13 protein-coding genes and 1 tRNA gene are annotated in these 18,661 nt (G+C 67.1%); 4 read left to right on the top strand and 10 right to left on the bottom strand.

Translation table 11 applies throughout. From position 1 onward, the window contains the following. Positions 1-30: 30 nt before the first annotated feature. The 3 genes from AC5P99_RS02655 to AC5P99_RS02645 are packed head-to-tail and all read right to left on the bottom strand — an operon-like array spanning position 31 to position 6,016. Positions 31-3,897 (bottom strand): YhdP family protein, encoded by a 3,867-nt coding sequence (locus AC5P99_RS02655; protein WP_495212869.1) that lies wholly within the window; start codon positions 3,895-3,897, stop codon positions 31-33. 30 nt (positions 3,898-3,927) lie between these two features. After that, positions 3,928-5,415, bottom strand: a complete 1,488-nt coding sequence (gene rng, locus AC5P99_RS02650; RefSeq protein ID WP_005410529.1) for a ribonuclease G — start codon at positions 5,413-5,415, stop codon at positions 3,928-3,930. Beyond that, a complete protein-coding gene (locus AC5P99_RS02645) occupies positions 5,408-6,016 on the bottom strand; it encodes a Maf family nucleotide pyrophosphatase (protein ID WP_012480925.1) in 609 nt (202 codons plus the stop codon). Before AC5P99_RS02645 ends, rng begins: the two co-directional genes overlap by 8 nt. 131 nt (positions 6,017-6,147) lie before the next feature. Here AC5P99_RS02645 and AC5P99_RS02640 point away from each other — a divergent pair, with 131 nt between their 5' ends. From AC5P99_RS02640 to AC5P99_RS02625, 4 genes are all read left to right on the top strand, one after another. Beyond that, the gene (locus AC5P99_RS02640) at positions 6,148-6,885 is read left to right on the top strand and encodes an SIMPL domain-containing protein (RefSeq protein WP_049451963.1); all 738 of its coding nucleotides are present in this window, start codon (positions 6,148-6,150) and stop codon (positions 6,883-6,885) included. Positions 6,886-7,097: 212 nt separating this feature from the next. Then, entirely contained in the window at positions 7,098-7,748 is a 651-nt protein-coding gene (locus AC5P99_RS02635) for an energy transducer TonB (RefSeq protein ID WP_329753660.1), read from the top strand. Positions 7,749-7,944: 196 nt separating this feature from the next. Next, a complete protein-coding gene (locus tag AC5P99_RS02630) occupies positions 7,945-10,782 on the top strand; it encodes a TonB-dependent receptor (protein WP_005410533.1) in 2,838 nt (945 codons plus the stop codon). Between the two features lie 129 nt (positions 10,783-10,911). After that, positions 10,912-12,333, top strand: a complete 1,422-nt coding sequence (locus AC5P99_RS02625) for a basic amino acid/polyamine antiporter (RefSeq protein ID WP_495212868.1) — start codon at positions 10,912-10,914, stop codon at positions 12,331-12,333. Positions 12,334-12,407: 74 nt separating this feature from the next. Here the strand turns inward: AC5P99_RS02625 and AC5P99_RS02620 are convergent. From AC5P99_RS02620 to leuS, 7 genes are all read right to left on the bottom strand, one after another. Further along, positions 12,408-12,484: transfer RNA gene (locus tag AC5P99_RS02620), tRNA-Asn, on the bottom strand. A 22-nt stretch (positions 12,485-12,506) separates the two neighbouring features. Further along, positions 12,507-12,977 carry a 23S rRNA (pseudouridine(1915)-N(3))-methyltransferase RlmH gene (gene rlmH / locus AC5P99_RS02615; RefSeq protein WP_005414126.1) on the bottom strand — a complete coding sequence of 157 codons (471 nt, stop codon included), beginning with the start codon at positions 12,975-12,977 and terminating at the stop codon, positions 12,507-12,509. 64 nt (positions 12,978-13,041) lie between these two features. Further along, on the bottom strand, positions 13,042-13,452 hold the full coding sequence (gene rsfS, locus AC5P99_RS02610) for a ribosome silencing factor (protein ID WP_005410536.1): 411 nt from the start codon (positions 13,450-13,452) through the stop codon (positions 13,042-13,044). A 58-nt stretch (positions 13,453-13,510) separates the two neighbouring features. Beyond that, positions 13,511-14,179 (bottom strand): nicotinate-nucleotide adenylyltransferase, encoded by a 669-nt coding sequence (gene nadD, locus AC5P99_RS02605; protein WP_495212867.1) that lies wholly within the window; start codon positions 14,177-14,179, stop codon positions 13,511-13,513. Then, on the bottom strand, positions 14,180-15,217 hold the full coding sequence (holA, locus tag AC5P99_RS02600) for a DNA polymerase III subunit delta (protein ID WP_005410538.1): 1,038 nt from the start codon (positions 15,215-15,217) through the stop codon (positions 14,180-14,182). It lies immediately after the preceding gene. A 9-nt stretch (positions 15,218-15,226) separates the two neighbouring features. Beyond that, positions 15,227-15,811 carry an LPS-assembly lipoprotein LptE gene (locus AC5P99_RS02595; RefSeq protein WP_049459674.1) on the bottom strand — a complete coding sequence of 195 codons (585 nt, stop codon included), beginning with the start codon at positions 15,809-15,811 and terminating at the stop codon, positions 15,227-15,229. A 136-nt stretch (positions 15,812-15,947) separates the two neighbouring features. Next, on the bottom strand, positions 15,948-18,590 hold the full coding sequence (gene leuS, locus AC5P99_RS02590; protein ID WP_005410540.1) for a leucine--tRNA ligase: 2,643 nt from the start codon (positions 18,588-18,590) through the stop codon (positions 15,948-15,950). Between the last annotated feature and the right edge of the window lie 71 nt (positions 18,591-18,661).

The raw sequence follows: 18,661 nt of genomic DNA, 5'->3' as shown, positions 1-18,661 counted from the left end.
AGGCAAGCCCCGTGAACAGGAGGTCCACGCTCAGCGTGAGCGTGGCAGGTCGGTAACGGGCGGCGGAACGGCCGGGGCCGGGCGCGGCGCGGGCGCTGGCGCTGGCGCTGGCGGGGTCTTGTCGCGGCTGCGTTCGATCACTTCCACCTTCGGCTCCTTCCATGGACCGGTCACCTTGTAGGTGCGGGCGCCGATCTCGCCGAGCGGTTTGGACAGTACCGCATTGGTGGCCGCGCCGAGCGCCGCGCCCACCGGGCCACCGGCCACCGCGCCGACCACCGTCAGCAGGTTGCCGGCGCGCGGGTTGACATCGATGGTCTGGTCGAACCGCTGGTTGCGCAGGTCGGCCTGGCCGCGGATGGTGATGTTCGCCGCCGGGCCTTCGATCAGTACCTTGTCGGTGCGGGCCATGCCCTGCCCGAACTGCACGCTGCCGTCGACCTGGTTGAACGCGAAGCCCTTGGAGAAGAAGTCGCGGAAGTCGAACATCAGGCGCCGCGGCAGCTGGGTCACGCTGAGCAGGCCCAGCACACGGCCAGCGCCAGGCTCCAGCTCCAGCAGCTGGCCATTACGCGCGTGCAGATCAAGGCTGCCCTGCAGATTGGCCAGCTGGAAGTCCGACGGCCCCCCGCTCCAGGAGGCCTGCAGCTGCGCCTGGCCAGAGCCGCCACGCAGCTGGCCGCCGTAGTCGAGGTTCTGCATCAGGCCGCCCAGGTCCTCGCTGCGCACCTGCGCGGTCAGCTCGGTGCGGGCACCACCGGTGCGACCCAGCCAGCGACCGCTGATGTCGATCTCCTGATCGGGCGCGCGGAAGCGCAGCTCGTCCACGTTCAGGCCATTGGCCAGCGGCCGCGTACGCAGCACCGCCTGGCCCAGCACCACCTTGCCGAACTTCAGGTCGGCGATGTCCAGCGCGAACGGCGGCAGCTTGGCCGGGTCCATGTCGTTGGCGCCGGCCTGCACCCGGGCTGGCGCGGCCGCGCCCGGCGCCGGCGGCAGCGACTGCCAGTGCACACGGTCGAGTCGGCCACTGATGGTGCCTCCTTCGGCGTTGGGTACGGTCAGGCGACCGGCCAGCGAAGGTCCATCCAGGCGCACGTCCAGCGCCTGCGGTCCCGGCTGCAGCTGCAACCGGGTCTGCTCGAAGACGCCGCCGATCAGCATCAGCTTGCCGACCTGCACGTCCACTGCACGCAGCGGCATGCCGTCATCGTCGTTGCCACCACGGGCCAGACTGATCCACTCCAGCGCATCCAGAGTCGGGCTGCGGCCATTGACGGACAGTCCGCTGGGCGGCGGCTCGCGATCGGCATGGTCGCTGCCCAGGGTGACCTGCACACCGGTGCGGTTGTTGTGGCTGCGCGCGGCCAGGGCGAGGCGCTGGCCAAAGGCCACATCGATGCGACCAGCGCCCATCGGCAGCTGCGCGGCCACCGTGGTCGCCAGCGGCTCGGTGGCCGGCTTGTCCAGCGGTGCCGGCAAGTCCAGGCGGGTTCCCACCAGATCCGAACTCAGGCGCAGTTCGCTGGGCGGTGCGGGCGCTCCCGGTGCGACTTTGGGCAAGTTGACCGCGATGGTCCAGGGCGAGTTACCCGCGATATAGGGCTTGAGCCACGCCATTTCCGGGGCGCGGTCAATCAGCACACCGGCGTCGAGGTTGGCCGTCAGCTGCGACTCGAACGCCAGCCTGCTGTCGTGCACGTAGCCGCCGGCACGCAGGCTCAAGCGGCCGTCCTGACCGAGGTGGCGCACCGCCAGTTCCTCGGCACCGAAGCCGCCATTGCTGTAGCGCGCCTGCCCATGCATGTTGTCGAAGGCCAGCTGGAAGCGCTTGTCCACCAGTTTCACACCATTGAGGTCGACCGTGCCCTGCAGGTGACCGCCGCCTTCATCGTGGTGCAGCGGCTGCAGCAGGTCGAAGGTCACATGCGCCGGGCCCGCAGCCGTGAGGTTGTCCAGGGTGTCGCCATAGTCCTTGTGCAATGGGCTCTGCCGCAGCATTGCCAGCAGTCTGCCGGCCTCGCTCTGCGCATCGGCACGCACGTACAGCGGCTGCTGCCCGAAGTCCTGGATGCCCGCCTCGAATCTCTGCACCGCTACACCGGCCAGGTCCCCGCGCCCATGCATGTCGAAGCCGGGGCCGATGAAAGCGATATCGGCGTCGACCTGGCGCATCAGCGGCCAGTCGTGCTGGAAGCGGATGTCGCCGTTGGTGATATGGCCGGTGGCCTCGAAGCGGCCATCGTTGTTGTCGAACGGCCAGTCGTCCAGGTCACCGCTGACCAGGCCGACGCCATTGCGCACCTGGCCGCCGGCCAGCGCCATGTCCAGCCAGTCGGTGGCGCCCTTGCTCATCTTGGAGTGGATCCAGAAGCGCTTGGCCGCCGTCATCGGCACATTGTCCAGCTTGGCCGCCAACTGCAGCCAGGGCCGCGTGCCGTCGCCCTGGAACCAGACACCACCGCGCACATCGGCCGCGTAGTCGGTGCCTTCCACGCGCATCGCCGCAGTGCCGATACGCCAGCCACTGGCCTCGTCACGCCAGCCCACTATCTGGCCCGCCAGGTGCAGGTCGTGCCGCACGCCGAAGCCGGTGGGCCAATCGAACTGCAGCTGCCGTTGCGGATGCAGCTGCAGGCTGAAGCCATCGGCGTCGCCCTCGAAATGTCCCCCCAGGCCGCGCAGACCCGGAGAATTGCCAACGCTGGCAAAGCCCAGCGACTGCAGCTCGCCCTGTGCCCGCAACGGGCCATCACGTTCGCCGGCCAGTTGCAGCTCTCGCACATCCAGCTGCGGTTTGGACAGGAACAACCAATGGCGCAGGCCTGGCTCGAGGCGATCACTCAGCGCCAGCGCACGCAGCGCCGTACCGGCCTGTACTTCGCCGGAACTCACCCGCAGCTGCCTGCCAACCTGCAACTGCAGGCCATCGAGCTGTTGTTCGCCGTCTTCGGTCTTCAAACGAAGGCGCGGTACCTGCAGCGCCCAACCGTCGGCCTGGCGCTGCCAGCGCAGGCGCGCCTGCAAGCGCTGCAGCTGCAACCGCGGCGTTGCCACGTCGGGCATCGGTGCACCGTCGACGCGCACGTCACGCAGGTCCGAATCGGTGGTCAGCGCCACCGGCGCGAAGTCGCGCAGGGTCAGCCACAGGTTCAGCTCACCCTTGCCTTCGCGCAGGCGCACGCCACCAGCTGCCAGCAACGGCGACCAGGCATGGAAATCAACAGGATCGGCACCCAACCAGGCCTGCCCGTTGCCGCGCGCGCGGTCCACGTCCAGCACTGCGGTCAGCGGCAGGGCATCGGTCTGCGCCCAGGCACGCACGCCCACACGCAGGCGGTCGCCATTGACGCGCAGGCGCAGATCGATACGCGGCAGGGTGGTATCGATACCCAGTCCCGGTGCATGCACACCCAGGCGGCCATCGATCACCTGCAGCTCGCCCAGCCGGCGCAGCGCGTCCAGCGGGTCACCGCCGGTGTTGGACTGTGGCAGGCCGCGCACCGACCAGCGGCCGTCCTCGCCCTGCTGCAGGTCCAGCGCCAGGCCACGCAGGCGCAGCTCGGTCAGCGAGCGACCAGGCAGCATCCCGCTGTACATTGACACCAGCACTTCGGCCTCGCCGATGGCCAGGCCCTGACCGGCGCCGATGCGCAGGCCCTTCAGCTGCAGCAGCGGACCACGCCGGGTCCAGGCCGTCTGCAGCTGGTCGAAATGCACCGGCTGGCCGGCACGCTCACTCAGCCAGGCGGCAATCCTGTCGGGGTGACGCTCGGCCAGCGGCAGCAGCTGGCTGAGGGTACCCACCAGCAGTGCCAGCCCGACCAGGCCTACCGCGCAGGCGGCAATGAAATGACGGCGGATCCTTCGCAGTCGCAGGCGCGGCGGCGCGCTCATCGGCCACCGCCGGCCTGCGGCCGGCGAGGATCAGAGCAGAACGACATCGAATTGCTCCTGCAGGTACTGCTCGTCCGCCTGGAAGCGGATGCTCTTGCCGAGGAATTCCTCCAGCTCGGCCACCGCCGAGGATTCCTCGTCGGTGATGCGCGCGACCACCTTGGTCGAGGCGATCACCAGCAGGCGTGCGGCATCGAACTGGCGCACGGCACGGGTGATCTCGCGGAAGATCTCGTAGGTCACCGTTTCGGTGGTCTTGATGCTGCCACGGCCACTGCACTGCGGGCACGTTTCCGACAGCTGGCGCTCCAGGCTTTCCACCGTGCGCTTGCGCGTCATCTCCACCAGCCCCAGCGGCGAGAAGTCGTACACCGTGGTCTTGGCATGGTCGCGGGCCAGCGCCTTTTCCAGGGTGCGCAGCACCTGGCGGCGATGCTCGGCATCGTCCATGTCGATGAAGTCGATGATGATGATGCCGCCCAGGTTGCGCAGGCGCAGCTGGCGGGCCACCGCCTGTGCCGCTTCCAGGTTGGTGCGGAACACCGTCTCTTCCAGGTTGCGCTGGCCGAGGAACGAACCGGTATTGACGTCGATGGTGGTCATCGCCTCGGTCTGGTCGATCACCAGGTAACCACCGGATTTCAGCGGCACCTGCTTGTCCAGCGCACGGCCGATCTCGTCCTCCACCCCGAACATGTCGAAGATCGGGCGATCGCCTGAATACAGTTCCAGCTTCTCGGCCAGCACCGGCATGTACTTGGCCACGAACGCCTGCAGCTGCGCGAAGGTTTCCTTCGAGTCCACCTTCACCTTGTCCACGTCCTTGCGGATCAGGTCGCGCACCGAACGCAGCGGCAGGCTCAGGTCTTCATAGATGTTGCTGCACGAGGCCGCTTCGCGGCCGCGGCGCTCGACCACGTTCCAGACCCGCGACAGGTAAGCGATGTCCTCGGCGATGGCCTCGGCCGGCTGGCCCTCGGCATTGGTACGCACGATGTAGCCGTAGCCGCCATGCTGCGCAGACAGCTCGGTCACCAGGGCCTTCAGGCGGGCGCGCTCGGCTTCATCCTCGATGCGCGCGGACACCCCCACCACCTTGGATTGCGGCAGCAGCACCATGTAGCGCGACGGAATGCTGATCTGGGTGGTCAGGCGTGCGCCCTTGGTGCCGATCGGGTCCTTCACCACCTGCACCACGATGTCCTGGCCGTCACGCAGCAGCTCGACGATGGGCACGCTGGCCGGCGGCGGCAGGGTCGTGTTCTCGGTGTCTGCACTGGCCACCGGGGCCGGGCGCACCACGTCGTTGGCGTGCAGGAACGCGGCGCGCTCCAGGCCTACCTCGACGAACGCGGCCTGCATGCCGGGCATGACCCGCTGCACCTTGCCCTTGTAGATGTTGCCGACCACACCCCGGCGCCAACCGCGCTCGATGTGCAGTTCCTGCAGCATGCCGTTCTCGATCACCGCGACCCGGGTCTCGCGCGGGGTCACATTGACCAGGATTTCCTCAGACATCGGCAGCCTCCCTGGCGGCATCGGCAGTGGGGGCCAGCACGCCACAGCGCGCCAGCAGACGATCGGTATGCAGCAATGGCAGCCCCATGACGCCGGAGTAGCTGCCGGAAAGATGTTCGATCCAGCGCTCGGCCCCGCCCTGGATGGCGTAGGCCCCGGCCTTGTCCAACGGCTCGCCGGTGGCGACATAGGCGGCGATGTCGGCGGCGGCGATCGGGGCGAAGGTCACTTCGGAAATGACCAGTTCGCTGTCCAGCCCGTCGGCGCCGACCACCACCACCGCAGTCATCACCTGGTGGGTGCGCCCGGCCAGGCGCGCCAGCATCGCGCGGGCGCCGGCGGCGTCGGCCGGCTTGCCGAACACTTCACCGTCCAGCACCACCTCGGTGTCCGAGCCGAGCACCCGCGCCTGCGGATCATCGGCCAGCACCCGGGCCAGGCCGGCGCGCGCCTTGTCGGCGGCGACCCGGCACACATACTGTTCGGCGCTTTCAGCGGGCGCGCGCTGCTCGACGACCTCCAGGTCCAGGGCCTGGAAGGGGCGTCCGAGTCGGGCCAGCAACTGGTTGCGTCGGGGGGAGCGGGAAGCAAGATAGAGCATCGGCACAGCATAACCTGAGGCCGCCACCTGAATCGTCGGCAACCCGTCCCGGAACGCGTTCAACCCCGAACGGGCTCACAGCGCGTTCATCGCTACGACACCACCCTCAACGGCACAACAAGGAGTTCTCCATGCGCCTGACCGCCACCCCGCTGCTGCTTGCCCTGTCCCTCGCCCTTGGAACCTCGATGACTGCCCATGCCGACCCGTCGTCGCCGTCGATCGCCGCCGCGGCCGAAGGCACGCTGCTGAACATTTCGGCCAATGCCGAAGCCACCCGCGTGCCGGACGTGGCCACCCTGTCGGCCGGTGTGGTCACCCAGGCCGCCGATGGCAACAGCGCCATGCGCCAGAACGCCCAGCAGATGGACAAGGTACTGGCCGCGATCAAGGCCGCCGGCATCGCCGAGCGCGACGTGCAGACCAGCGGCGTCAGCCTCAATCCGCAGTACCGCTATGCCGACAACGAAGCGCCGAAGATCACCGGCTACCAGGCCAGCAACACGGTCAGCCTGAAGGTCCGTGACATCGCCAAGCTCGGCAAGGTGCTGGACGCGCTGGCCGCTCAGGGCGCCAACCAGATCAACGGCCCCAGCTTCGAGATCGACCAGCCGGAACCGGTCTATGACGAAGCGCGCCTGGCCGCGCTGAAGAAGGCCCAGGCCCGCGCCCAGACCTATGCCAAGTCGCTCGGCCTTCAGGTGCGCCGCATCGTCAGCATCTCCGAGAATGCCGGCGGTGGTTACCGCCCGATGCCGATGATGCGGACCATGGCCGCCGGCGCGGCGATGGACAAGGCCACGCCGGTCGCCCCGGGCGAATCCACTGTCTCGGTCAACCTGGACGTGGTGTTCGAGCTGGGTCGCTGATCCCATCCGTTCCGGTAGACAGAGGCGGGTCCCGCGGGGCCCGCCTTTTTCATGGGCCAGGGCGCCTGGCTGAAGGCCAGCCCAACGATCCTGCCCCTGCCTCTAGGCAGTGGCCGGGGCCTGGCGTTAATGATTGGCTGCCAGCCGCGTGCGGCAACCCCGCCACGGGCCCTGGTGCGTTGAGGACTTCGTCACTGGCATGGAGGTGGACCATGGTTCGTACGTATCCCGTTGCATCCCCACACTTCGACCCCGCCCGCGTTACCGCCTGGAGCGCGGCCATCGCCCTGCACCTGCTCGCGTTCCTGTTGCTGCTGATCCCGGCGACCTACCAGGCCGTGCAGGTCCCGCGTGACAAGACCACGGTCAGGCTGATCGAGAAGATCCCGCCAACGCCGCCCCCACCGGTGCTGCAGGAACCGAAGGAAATCGCCCGGGTCGTGCCGAAACCGCAGGCACAGCCGGCGACACCGCCACTGCCGGCCCCAACCGCGACCGTGGAGGAAACGCAGGGCATCATGCTGCCGGCCGCCGAACAGGCCCCGCCGCAACTCGCGCCGAGCATCGACACCCATGCACCGCTGGCCGGCGCCCAGCTGCAATACCGCAGTGCCCCGCCACCGGCCTATCCGGTCGCCGCACTGCGCAACCATGAGCAGGGCACGGTGCTGCTGCGGGTGGAGGTCGACAGCAGCGGCCAGCCGGTCGCGGTCAGCATCGAGCGCAGCAGTGGCTCGCGCCACCTGGACCAGGCTGCACGCCAGCAGGTGCTCAAGCGCTGGCGCTTTGAACCGGCCCAGCGTGATGGTGTAGCGGTACCGGCCATCGGTTTGGTGCCGGTGCAGTTCTCGTTGCCGGACTGACGACCCGGGCCGGTCCGACCGCCTGTCGGACCGGCCTTCGGGACCGAACTGCCAAACTCGGCAAAGTTCCAGTTCAAACGTTACGGATTAAGCAAAATTTCACGACTTCGTCACCCGTCGGAAACCTAGATTGGCCCGTCCCGGACACTCCGGAGACAGCCCTCAACGCTACGGTTTTCCAGTTAGGAGAGAAGCTGTGAAACACCTGATCCAACGGCCCGCCAGCCGCCGCCGCTGCACCCTGGCATCGTCCATCACCCACATCCTTACCGGCGGCACATTGCTGCTGGTTGGCGCCGTGGCTTCCACCTCCGCCTTCGCGCAGGAGAAGGCCACCAACCTGGACCGCATCACGGTTACCGGTTCGAACATTCCGCGCACCAACACCGAAACACCGTCCCCGGTGCAGGTGGTGACCCGCCAGGAAATCGACCGCACCGGCAAGACCACGGTTGCCGAATACCTGCAGACCATCACCGCCAACGGCGCCGGCTCGATTCCCAAATCATTCGGCAACGGCTTCGCCGGCGGTGGCGCCGGCATCTCCCTGCGCGGCCTGGGCGCGGGCTCGACCCTGGTCCTGTTGAACGGCCGCCGCATGGCGACCTATGGCCTGGCCGATGATGGACAGAAGGTCTTCACCGACCTGAGCACCATCCCGCTCGACGCCGTTGAACGCGTGGAAGTGCTGAAGGACGGCGCCTCGGCGATCTATGGCTCCGATGCCATCGCCGGCGTGGTCAACATCATCCTGCGCAGTGATTTCCAGGGCGCCATCCTGCGTGGCTCCTATGGCGTCTCCGGCGACGGCGACGGCGATACCCGCAAGGCGACCCTGACCGCCGGTACCGGCGACATGGCCACCGACGGCTGGAACGCCTTCTTCAGCCTGGACGTCGGCAAGAGCGACGCGATCAAGATCAGCGACCGCAAGAACCGCAAGTGGATCGGCACCGGCGACACCCGCCAGTGGGGCTACGGCAACAATGCACAGTTCCTGGGCGGCGCCTTCCTCAGCGGCAGGACCCGTGGCGGTGTCGGACCGAACGGTTCGGTGTATGACGACCGCAATGTCACCGAGACCAATCCGGCGACGCTGGTACCGCTGCCGGGCTGCCAGGGCCTGACCACCATTGGTGGCCAGACCGATGCTTCGGTGGCCGCGCAGGGCTGCCTGTGGGATCCGGCGCAGCTGTACCGCGACATTTCGCCGGAAGAGAAGTACGTCAACGTGTTCGGACGTGCCAGCTTCGCCTTCGGCGAGGGCGGCGAGATCTACACCGAGATCGGCTACTCGAAGAAGGAAACCACCTTCAGCAACACGCCGTCCGGTGTTTCCGGCGGCTGGGGCTACCCGGGTGGCCCGGTCAACGCCAACAGCGGCGACGGTGCCGTGGTGCTCGGCCCGAATCATCCTGACCGGCCTGCCGGCCTGGGCAACGGCCCGTTGCGCCTGCGCTACAGCGCCTGGGATGTCGGCCCGCGCGTGACCGACAACACCAACGAGTTCAACCGCTTCCTGGTCGGCGTCAAGGGCAACTGGGGCGACTGGAGTTATGACACCGCCTACCTGCATTCGGGCACCGACCTGGTCAACGAGCGCACCGGCTTCCTGCGCTACAGCGCCGTGAAGTGCGCGCTGGGCGACGCGAACTGTGCCGGTGGCGTGTGGCGCATCGGTGACAATGCCAACCTGAACTCCAAGGCACTGTACGACTACATCTCGCCGAAGATCAGCGCACGCGCCAAGTCCAGCCTGGACATGTTCGACTTCACCGTGTCGCGCAGCCTGATGGATCTGAAGGGGGGGCCGCTGGGCCTGGCGATCGGTACCGAATGGCGCAAGACCAGCAACAGCCTGACCCCGCAGACCTACACCGACACGGGTGACATCATCGGCCTGGGCTACTCGGCCTATGACGGCACGCAGAACGTGTACGCCGGTTACGTCGAACTGTCGGCACCGGTGCTGGAGCAGTTGGAACTGTCCGCTGCACTGCGCTACGACAAGTATGAAAGCGGTGAAGGCAAGGCCACGCCGAAGCTGGGCGTGAAGTGGACGCCGGCCGACTGGATCGCCTTGCGCGCCAGCTACGCCGAAGGCTTCCGTGCACCGAACCCGGCCGAGAACGGAGACGGTGGCCTGGCCGCCTTCTCCACGGCCTCGGATCCGATCCGTTGCCCGGACGGTGAAAACCCGGCCCCGGGTGCTTCGCCGGACGACTGCGGCTCGCAGTCGGTTGCGATCATCACCCGTCCGAACAAGGACCTGAAGCCGGAAGAGTCGAAGAGCTACTCGGTGGGCATCGTATTGCAGCCCACCAGCTCCACCTCGCTGACCGTCGATGCCTGGGAAATCAAGCGCACCAACGAGATCGCCCAGGGCGATACCGATGACGCGATCCGTGCCGGCAATGTCCTGCGCGACAACAACCTGCTCAACGGCGTCGCAGGCACCGGCAGCATCCTGGCCGTCAATACCGCCTACATCAACGCCAGCTCCTCGCGCGTTCGCGGCATCGACACCGACATCCGCCAGACCTTCGACATCGGCCCGGGCCAGCTGGAGATGGATCTGCAGTGGAGCCACCTGCTGAAATTCGAGCGCACCAGCGGTGGCAGCACCGATGACTTCCTGGGCACGCACGGCAACTGCGACGTGACCAACTGCATCGGTACGCCGAAGGATCGCATCAACTTCGGTACCACCTGGAAACAGGGTCCTTGGAGCGTGAGCGGCGTTGCCAATTACATCTCCAGCATGGACAACACCGACAAGCGTGGCGGCAAGTACCAGTTCTTCTACTTCGACGGCACGCCGGTGAAGAAGATCTCCTCGTTCACCACCTTCGATCTGTCCGGCCGTTGGGCTGTTACCGACGAGTTCGAGCTGAGCGCTTCGGTCGAAAACGTGTTCGATCGCATCGCTCCGCTGGATCCGCTGACCTATGGCGGCGTGAACTACAACCCGATGCACTTCAGCGGCGCCATCGGTCGTTACTTCACTGTCGGCGCCAAGTACACCTTCAAGTAATACCGCTCAACGCACCACCGTCGAAGGCCCGGGCACCTGCCCGGGCCTTCGTCGTTGCGGCCCCTTGCGTGCATGTTCACGGGCACACCGCTACCGTGGGTCAGCGGCATCAGCGCCGCAGGGGACATCATGGCCGCGACATCACAACGCCTCGGGCTGCCCGCGTTGACCGCACTGGTGGTCGGCTCGATGGTCGGTGCCGGCATCTTTTCATTGCCGCAGAACGTAGCGCGCAGCGCCGGTCCGGCGGCGGCGCTGCTCGGCTGGGCGGTCAGCGGCGCCGGCATGCTGATGCTGGCCTTCGTGTTCCAGGCCCTGGCCAACCGCCGGCCGGATCTCGATACCGGCATCTACGCATACGCGCGCGAAGGCTTCGGCAACTACATCGGCTTCTCCGCCGCGTGGGGCTACTGGGTTGCCTCGGTGCTCGGCAACGCCAGCTTCTTCGTGCTGATCTTCAGTGGCCTCGGCCACTTCATGCCGGTCTTCGGTGAAGGCAATACCCCGGCCGCCGTGGCCGCTTCGTCGCTACTTCTCTGGACCGTGCACCTGCTGGTGCTGCGCGGCCTGCGCACCGCCGCCATCGTCAACGGCCTGGTGACGGTGGCCAAGCTGCTGCCTATCACGTTGTTCCTGATCCTGGCCGCCGGCGCCTTCCGCATGGATGTGTTCCGTGCCGATTTCCTTGGCGCGCCCGCGCTCGGCGATCTCGGCCAGCAGCTGCGCGGCATGATGCTGGTGACCGTGTGGGTATTCATCGGCATCGAAGGTGCCAGCATCTACTCGCGGCGCGCGGCCCGTCGCGCCGATGTCGGCCGCGCCACGGTGATCGGCTTCCTCGGCGTCTGGCTGCTGCTGGTGCTGGTCAGCCTGCTGTCGATGGGCGTGCTATCGCAGGCCGAACTGGCGGGGTTGCCCAATCCGTCGATGGCTTACGTGCTGCGCGCCATCGTTGGCGAGTGGGGCGCGACGGTGATCATCGTCGGCTCGATCATTTCGGTACTCGGCGCGCTGCTGGCCTGGGTGCTGCTGTGTGCCGAAGTGCTGTACGCCGCTGCAGGCGACGGCACCATGCCGGCCTTCCTGGGACGCGAGAATGCGCGCGGCGTGCCCGCCAACGCGCTGTGGCTGAGCAATGGCTTGATCCAGCTGTTCCTGCTGCTGGTGCTGGTCAACTCCGGCAGCTACACGGGCCTGGTGCTGCTGGCGGCCTCGATGAGCCTGGTGCCCTACTTCCTGTCCACCGCGTTCGGCGTGCAGCTGGCGTGGCGCGGGGACGCCTATGCGGGTGAACCGGGCGTGCGCTGGCGTGACTTCGCGGTGGCGCTGCTGGCCAGTGCCTACGCGTTGTGGCTGGTGTATGCAGGAGGCCTCGACAACCTGCTGCTGTCGGTGCTGCTGTATGTGCCCGGCGTGGTGGTGTTCGCACTGACCCGGCTGCAACGCGGTGAGCAGGTATTCACGCGTTGGGAATGGGTGTTGTTCGGCGCCATTCTGGTGGTGGCCATCGCTACGCTGGTAGCGTTCTCCAGCAGTGAGCTGGCACTGTAGAGTCGAGCGCGGGCTCGGCTCTACAACAACGCAAAAAAAAAGACCTGCATCTTGCGATGCAGGTCTCTTCAAGGTGGCGCCCGAAGTTGGACTCGAACCAACGACCCCCTGATTAACAGTCAAGTGCTCTAACCGGCTGAGCTATTCGGGCAGACGACTAGTATAACCACTCTTCACGCGCGATGGTAGGGGTGATTCGCAATCATTGCGGCGGCCCGGTACAACTGCTCGGCCACCACCAGGCGTACCAGCATGTGCGGCAGCGTCAATGGTCCAATCGACCACTTTTCGTCGGCCAGCGCGGAAACTTCCGGCGAATGCCCTTCCGGGCCACCGATCAGGAAGGCAAGGTCCCTGCCCTGCCCACGCCAATGCTCCAGCCGCTGCGCCAGCTGTTCGGAACTGAGCTGGCGGCCCGGCACATCCAGCGCCACCACATAGGCATTCTTCGGCAGTGCGGCGATCACGCGCCTGCCTTCGTCTTCGGTGGCGCGGCGCGCATCGCGGCCCTTGCCGCGCAGGCCGGGCTCGATTTCCACCAGATCGAACGGCAGCCAGTGCGACAGCCGCTTCTGGTACTCGGCGAAGCCCTGCGCCACCCAGCTGGGTGCGCGTTCGCCGGTAGCAATCAGGCGGGCTTTCATCAACGGTCCTCCAAAACGTCGACGGCGCCATCGGCGCCGTCGAAGGGATGCATCAACGTGCGGCTCAGGCCACTTCGTCGTCGCTGGACGGCGGCTGGTCGCCAACGGTCCACAGGCGCTCCAAGGCATAGAACTCACGCACGCGCGGCAGCATCACATGCACGATCACGTCGCCCAGGTCGACCAGTACCCACTCGGCTTCGCGCTCGCCTTCAACACCCAGCGGCATCACGTCGAGATTCTTGGCAAAGCGCACGACTTCATCGGCGATCGACTTGACGTGGCGGGTCGAGGTGCCCGAAACGACGATCATGTAGTCGGCAACGCTGGACCGGCCGCGCACATCGATCTCGACCAGGTCCTTGGCCTTCAGGTCTTCGGTGGCTTGGCGGACGCTGGCCAGCAGTTCCGGCACGGACGGCGGCGGGCTGGGCAGATCGACCTTGATGGTCTGGGGCTGGGTCTGGTTGCTCAAAGTGGATCGACTCGATAAACGTGGGGGCGATTATACGGGCAAGCCGGGGCGGCGGCATTCACGGCGTAGGGGAGCGGTACAGGCCATGGGCGGCCACATAGTCGGCCACGGCCGGCGGCAGCAACGCCCGCCAGGGGCCGCCGGCGGCGATCTGCGCACGCACGGCACTGGCCGATTCCTCGCGCAGCGGATGATGCAGGCGCAGGATGCGCCCGGCCGGACTGGCGAACAGGGCCTGCTCGTTGTCGGCCCAGCGCCCTTGAAGGGCGCGGCCAAGTTCGCCATCCACCGAGGCCTGAAGGGGGCTGCCCGGGCGCTCGGCCACCACGAAATGGGCCAGCCCGAACAGTGCCTCCCATTCATGCCAGCGGGTCAGGCCCAGCAGGCTGTCGGCCCCGACCAGCCAGGCCAATGGCCGGCTGGGGCCCAGCTCGCCGCGCAGTTCGCGCAGGGTGTCGACGGTGTAGGACGGGCGGCCGGGAAAGCGTATGGTGCGGTCCAGTTCACGATGGTCCAGCAGCAGGCCAGGCTCATCGCCGATGGCCAGCGAGAGCATGGTGAAGCGCTGGTCAGCGGTTGCGCCCGGCACCGCGCGATGCGGCGGATCAGCCGCCGGCAGCATGCGTACAGCGACCTGCAGTTCGTCACGGGCAGCACGCGCGATGGCGAGGTGCCCGAGGTGCACCGGATCGAAGGTGCCCCCGTAATAGATCCGCAGGCTCATCACTCAGGCCCGCGCCAGCAGGCGCACGGCACGCGGTTCGGCCACGGCCACCAGCAGGCGCTCCAGCGCCAGCCAGGCATCACCGTCGGCGCGCCCCTTGGCGATGCGGTCGACCAGTCCGGCCTCGGCCACGAAACGCTCCCAGCGCTTGCCCTCGGGGTGCCGCTGCAGCGCACGCTTGTAGGGCGCTTGTCGCGATTCCCAGATGCCGCGCGATTTCATTTCGGCGGCCAGATTGCCGCCACGCGCCTGTACCCGGGCCAGGCCGGCACCAGCCAGCAGCTCGCGGATCACCATTGGCATCAGTGCGGCCACCGCCTCGCCTTCGCCGCGCAGGCCCGCCAGCATGCGCAGCACCGCCGGCGGCTGGCCGGAGAACGTGGCTTCCAGCAGCCGGAAAACGTCATAGCGGGCGGCGTCGGCCACCAGCGATTCCATCCGTTCCACGTCCAGCGGCTGGCCGTCGGCCAGCAACGCCAGCTTGTCGATTTCCTGCGCAGCGGCCAGCAGGTTGCCCTCGACCCGCTCGGCCAGGCGCTGCACGGCGGCCGGATCGGCACGCAGGCCCTTGCCACGCAGGCGGCGCTCGATCCAGTCCGGCAGTTCGTGCGGCTTGATCGCCCACGCCACCGACAGCACGCCGATGCGATTGACTGCCTCGGCCCACTTGCCCTGGTGGGCCTTGCTCCATTCGTTGGCGGTAATCATCAGCACCACGTCCGGCGCCGGGTTGGCGCAGAACTGGCTGATCACCTCGGCCCCGTCCTTGCCCGGCTTGCCGCTGGGCAGGCGCACCTCGACCAGGCGGCGGGCACTGAACAGGCTGGGCGCGTTGAAGCTGGCGTCGAGCTGGTTCCAGTCGAAATCACGCCCATCGGCGTCGAACACTTCCCGCTCGGCGATGCCGGCGGCGCGTGCGCGTGCACGGATGGCGTCGGCCGCCTCAAGCACGCGCAGGGTTTCCGGGCCGGCAATCAGGTAGACCGGCGCCAGCGGGGTGTCAGCGCCCTGGCTGGCCAGCTGCTCCGGACGCAGTTCCATCGTCGCGACTCAGTGCTTGGCTGCGGGAACCGGCTCGACCGGCTCCGCCCCTTCGATCGGCTTGGCCTTCGGCGCCGTCAGGCTGCCGCCCTTCTCGATCTCGGCGCGCACCACGCTGTCGATGCGGCGGATGATCGACGCGGACATTTCCCGTCGCAGCTCATCGGCCAGGATTTCGCGTTCGGTGGTGGTACCGGTGGCGTCGGTCGGCGGCGACACGTAGTCGCGCGACAGTTCGATCACCTGCTGCGGCACCAGCTCGCTGCCATCCTCGCGACGGAAGATGAAGATCACCGCATAGCGCAGGCTGTACTCCTGCGCACGGCCCTGCGAGTCGATGGCGATCGGCAGGTCGCCCCAGCGTTCGGACAGCACCTGGAGCTGGGTACTGGGCCCCTTGCTGTCCTCGTCGGCCAGCTTGGCACCGGAAGCCAGCAGGCTGCGATTGAGCAGCTTGACCAGTTCGCTGTATGGCGCGGTGGAGACCACCTTCACCGGCGCCGTGTCGGTCGGCAGCATCAGCTTGTTGCGCAGATGGAAACCGCAGCCGGCAAGGCCGAGGACAAGAACGAGGGCAAGCAGGATTCGGGTCATGGAGACAGTCTGGCGGAGCCGGGCGATCACGGCAACACACAGCCTGCCCGAAGCCGCGTGAATGCAGGGCCATCAAGTGCATGGCCCCGCATCGGGAAGGTACCGGCCACCGCGTGGGTGACCGGCCCAGGATGCATCAGGCAGCGACGATGTTCACGATCTTGCCCGGCACGATGATGATCTTGCGCACGGTCAGGCCTTCCATGAACTTGGCCGCATTCGGCTCGGCCAGAGCCAGTGCTTCGACCTGCTCGCGTGCAGCATCGGCGGCCACCTCGATGGTGCCACGCAGCTTGCCGTTGACCTGCACGGCCAGGGTCAGCGCGTCGCGCACCAGCGCACCGGCGTCGGCCTGCGGGAACGGCTGGTCTTCCAGCAGCGTCTCGCCATGGCCCAGCACCTGCCACAGGGCGTGGCTGGCATGCGGGGTGATCGGGTTCAGCAGCAGCACGATGGCCTGCAGCGCTTCCTGGCGCACCGCACGGCCCTGCTCGCTGCCGTCCTCGAACTTGGCCAGCGCGTTCATCAGTTCCATCACCGCCGCGATGGCGGTGTTGAAGCTGTGGCGACGGCCATAGTCGTCACCGACCTTGCCGATGGTCTCGTGGGTCTTGCGACGCAGTGCCTTCTGGTTGGCGTCCAGCGCGGCAACGTCCAGCGCCGGGGCGGCACCGTCGGCGGCGTGCTTCTGCACCTGGGCCCACAGGCGGCGCAGGAAGCGCGCCATGCCGTCCACGCCGGCTTCGTTCCACTCCAGCGACTGTTCCGGCGGGGCGGCGAACATCGAGAACAGGCGCACGGTGTCGGCACCGTACTTGTCGACCATCGCCTGCGGGTCCACGCCGTTGTTCTTCGACTTGGACATCTTTTCAGTGCCACCGACCACCACCGGCTGGCCGTCGGCGATCAGCGTGGCGCCAGTGATGCGGCCGCGCTCGTCGCGCTGCACTTCCACATCGGCCGGATTGATCCAGTCCTTCGAGCCGTCCGGGTTCGGGCGGTAGTAGGTCTCGGCGATCACCATGCCCTGGCACAGCAGGTTGCGTGCCGGTTCGTTGCTGTCCACCATCCGCGCGTCGCGCAGCAGCTTGTGGTAGAAGCGGAAATACATCAGGTGCAGGATCGCGTGCTCGATTCCGCCGATGTACTGGTCGACCGGCAACCAGTAATTGCCGCGCTTGTCGACCGCATCACGGGCACCCGGCGAGGTGTAGCGGGCGTAGTACCAGCTCGACTCCATGAAGGTGTCGAAGGTGTCGGTCTCGCGCTCGGCCGCGCCGCCGCATTCCGGGCAGGTGGTCTTGCGCCATTCCGGATCGGTCTTGATCGGCGAACCAGTCCCCGAGAACGCCACGTCCTCCGGCAGCACCACCGGCAACTGCTCTTCCGGCACCGGCACCGCACCGCACTTGTCGCAGTAGATCACCGGAATCGGGCAACCCCAGTAGCGCTGGCGGCTCACGCCCCAGTCGCGCAGGCGATAGTTGACGCGGCGCTGGCCCTGGGCCTTGCGCTCGAAGCGTTCGGCCAGGGCTTCGAAGGCGCCCTGGAAATCCAGCCCATCGAATTCGGCCGAGTTGACCAGCTCGAAGGCACGGTTCTTGTCGCTGTACCAGTCCTGCCAGCGGGCACCATCCCAGGTGCGCTCGTCGTCGTTGCGCGGATCCTTCAGCGCGATCACCTGCTTGATCGGCAGGCCGTACTTGTTTGCCACTTCATTGTCGCGCTGGTCGTGGCCCGGAACAGCCATCACCGCACCGGTGCCGTAGCCCATCAGCACGAAGTTGGCGACCCACACCGGCACCTTTTCGCCGGTGACCGGATGGATGGCACGCAGGCCGGTGTCCATGCCGCGCTTTTCCTGGGTTTCCAGCTCGGCCTCGGACACGCCACCCTGCTTCATTTCCGACAGCAGCGCAGCCAGTTCCGGGTTGTTCTTCGCCGCATGCAGGGCCAGCGGATGTTCGGCGGCGATCGACACGAAGGTCACGCCCATCACGGTATCCGGACGGGTGGTGAACACGCGCAGCGGATCCAGCGCACTGCCGTCGACATCACGCACGTCGAACTGGATTTCCAGGCCCTCGGAGCGGCCGATCCAGTTGCGCTGCATGGTCTTGACCGAATCCGGCCAGCCGTCCAGTTCATCCAGGCCGTCCAGCAGTTCCTGGGCGTAATCGGTGATGCGCAGGAACCACTGCGGGATCTCGCGCTTCTCGACCAGCGCGCCGGAACGCCAACCACGGCCATCGATGACCTGCTCGTTGGCCAGCACGGTCTGGTCGACCGGATCCCAGTTCACCACCGCATTGCGGCGGTAGGCCAAGCCCTTGCGCATCAGGCGCGTGAACATGCGCTGTTCGTGGACATAGTAGTCCGGGCGGCAGGTGGCGAATTCGCGCGACCAGTCCACCGCATAGCCCATGGCCTTGAACTGGCCACGCATGTGCTCGATGTTCTTGTAGGTCCAGGCCGCCGGTGCGGTCTTGTTCTTGATTGCCGCGTTCTCCGCAGGCAGGCCGAACGCGTCCCAGCCCATCGGCTGCAGTACGTTGTGGCCGGTCATGCGCTTGTAGCGGCTGATCACGTCGCCGATGGTGTAATTGCGCACGTGGCCCATGTGCAGCGCACCGGACGGGTACGGAAGCATCGACAGGCAGTAGTACTTCGGCTTGTCCGAAGTCTCGTCGACTTCGAAGGCACGGGTGGCGTCCCAGTACTTCTGGGCGGCGGATTCAACCTGCTGCGGGTCGTAGGCGTTGGTTTCAGCGCTGGTCATGGAACACGCGGATGCGGCGGCAAAGCGGTACAGCGTACCGCAGTGCGGCAAACGTCTCCAATCCTGCCCGC

This window comes from Stenotrophomonas sp. YJH_SMC_80 (assembly GCF_059372495.1).
Note: the sequence above shows the minus strand (reverse complement) of the source record. Positions and strands in the feature narration are given on the sequence as shown.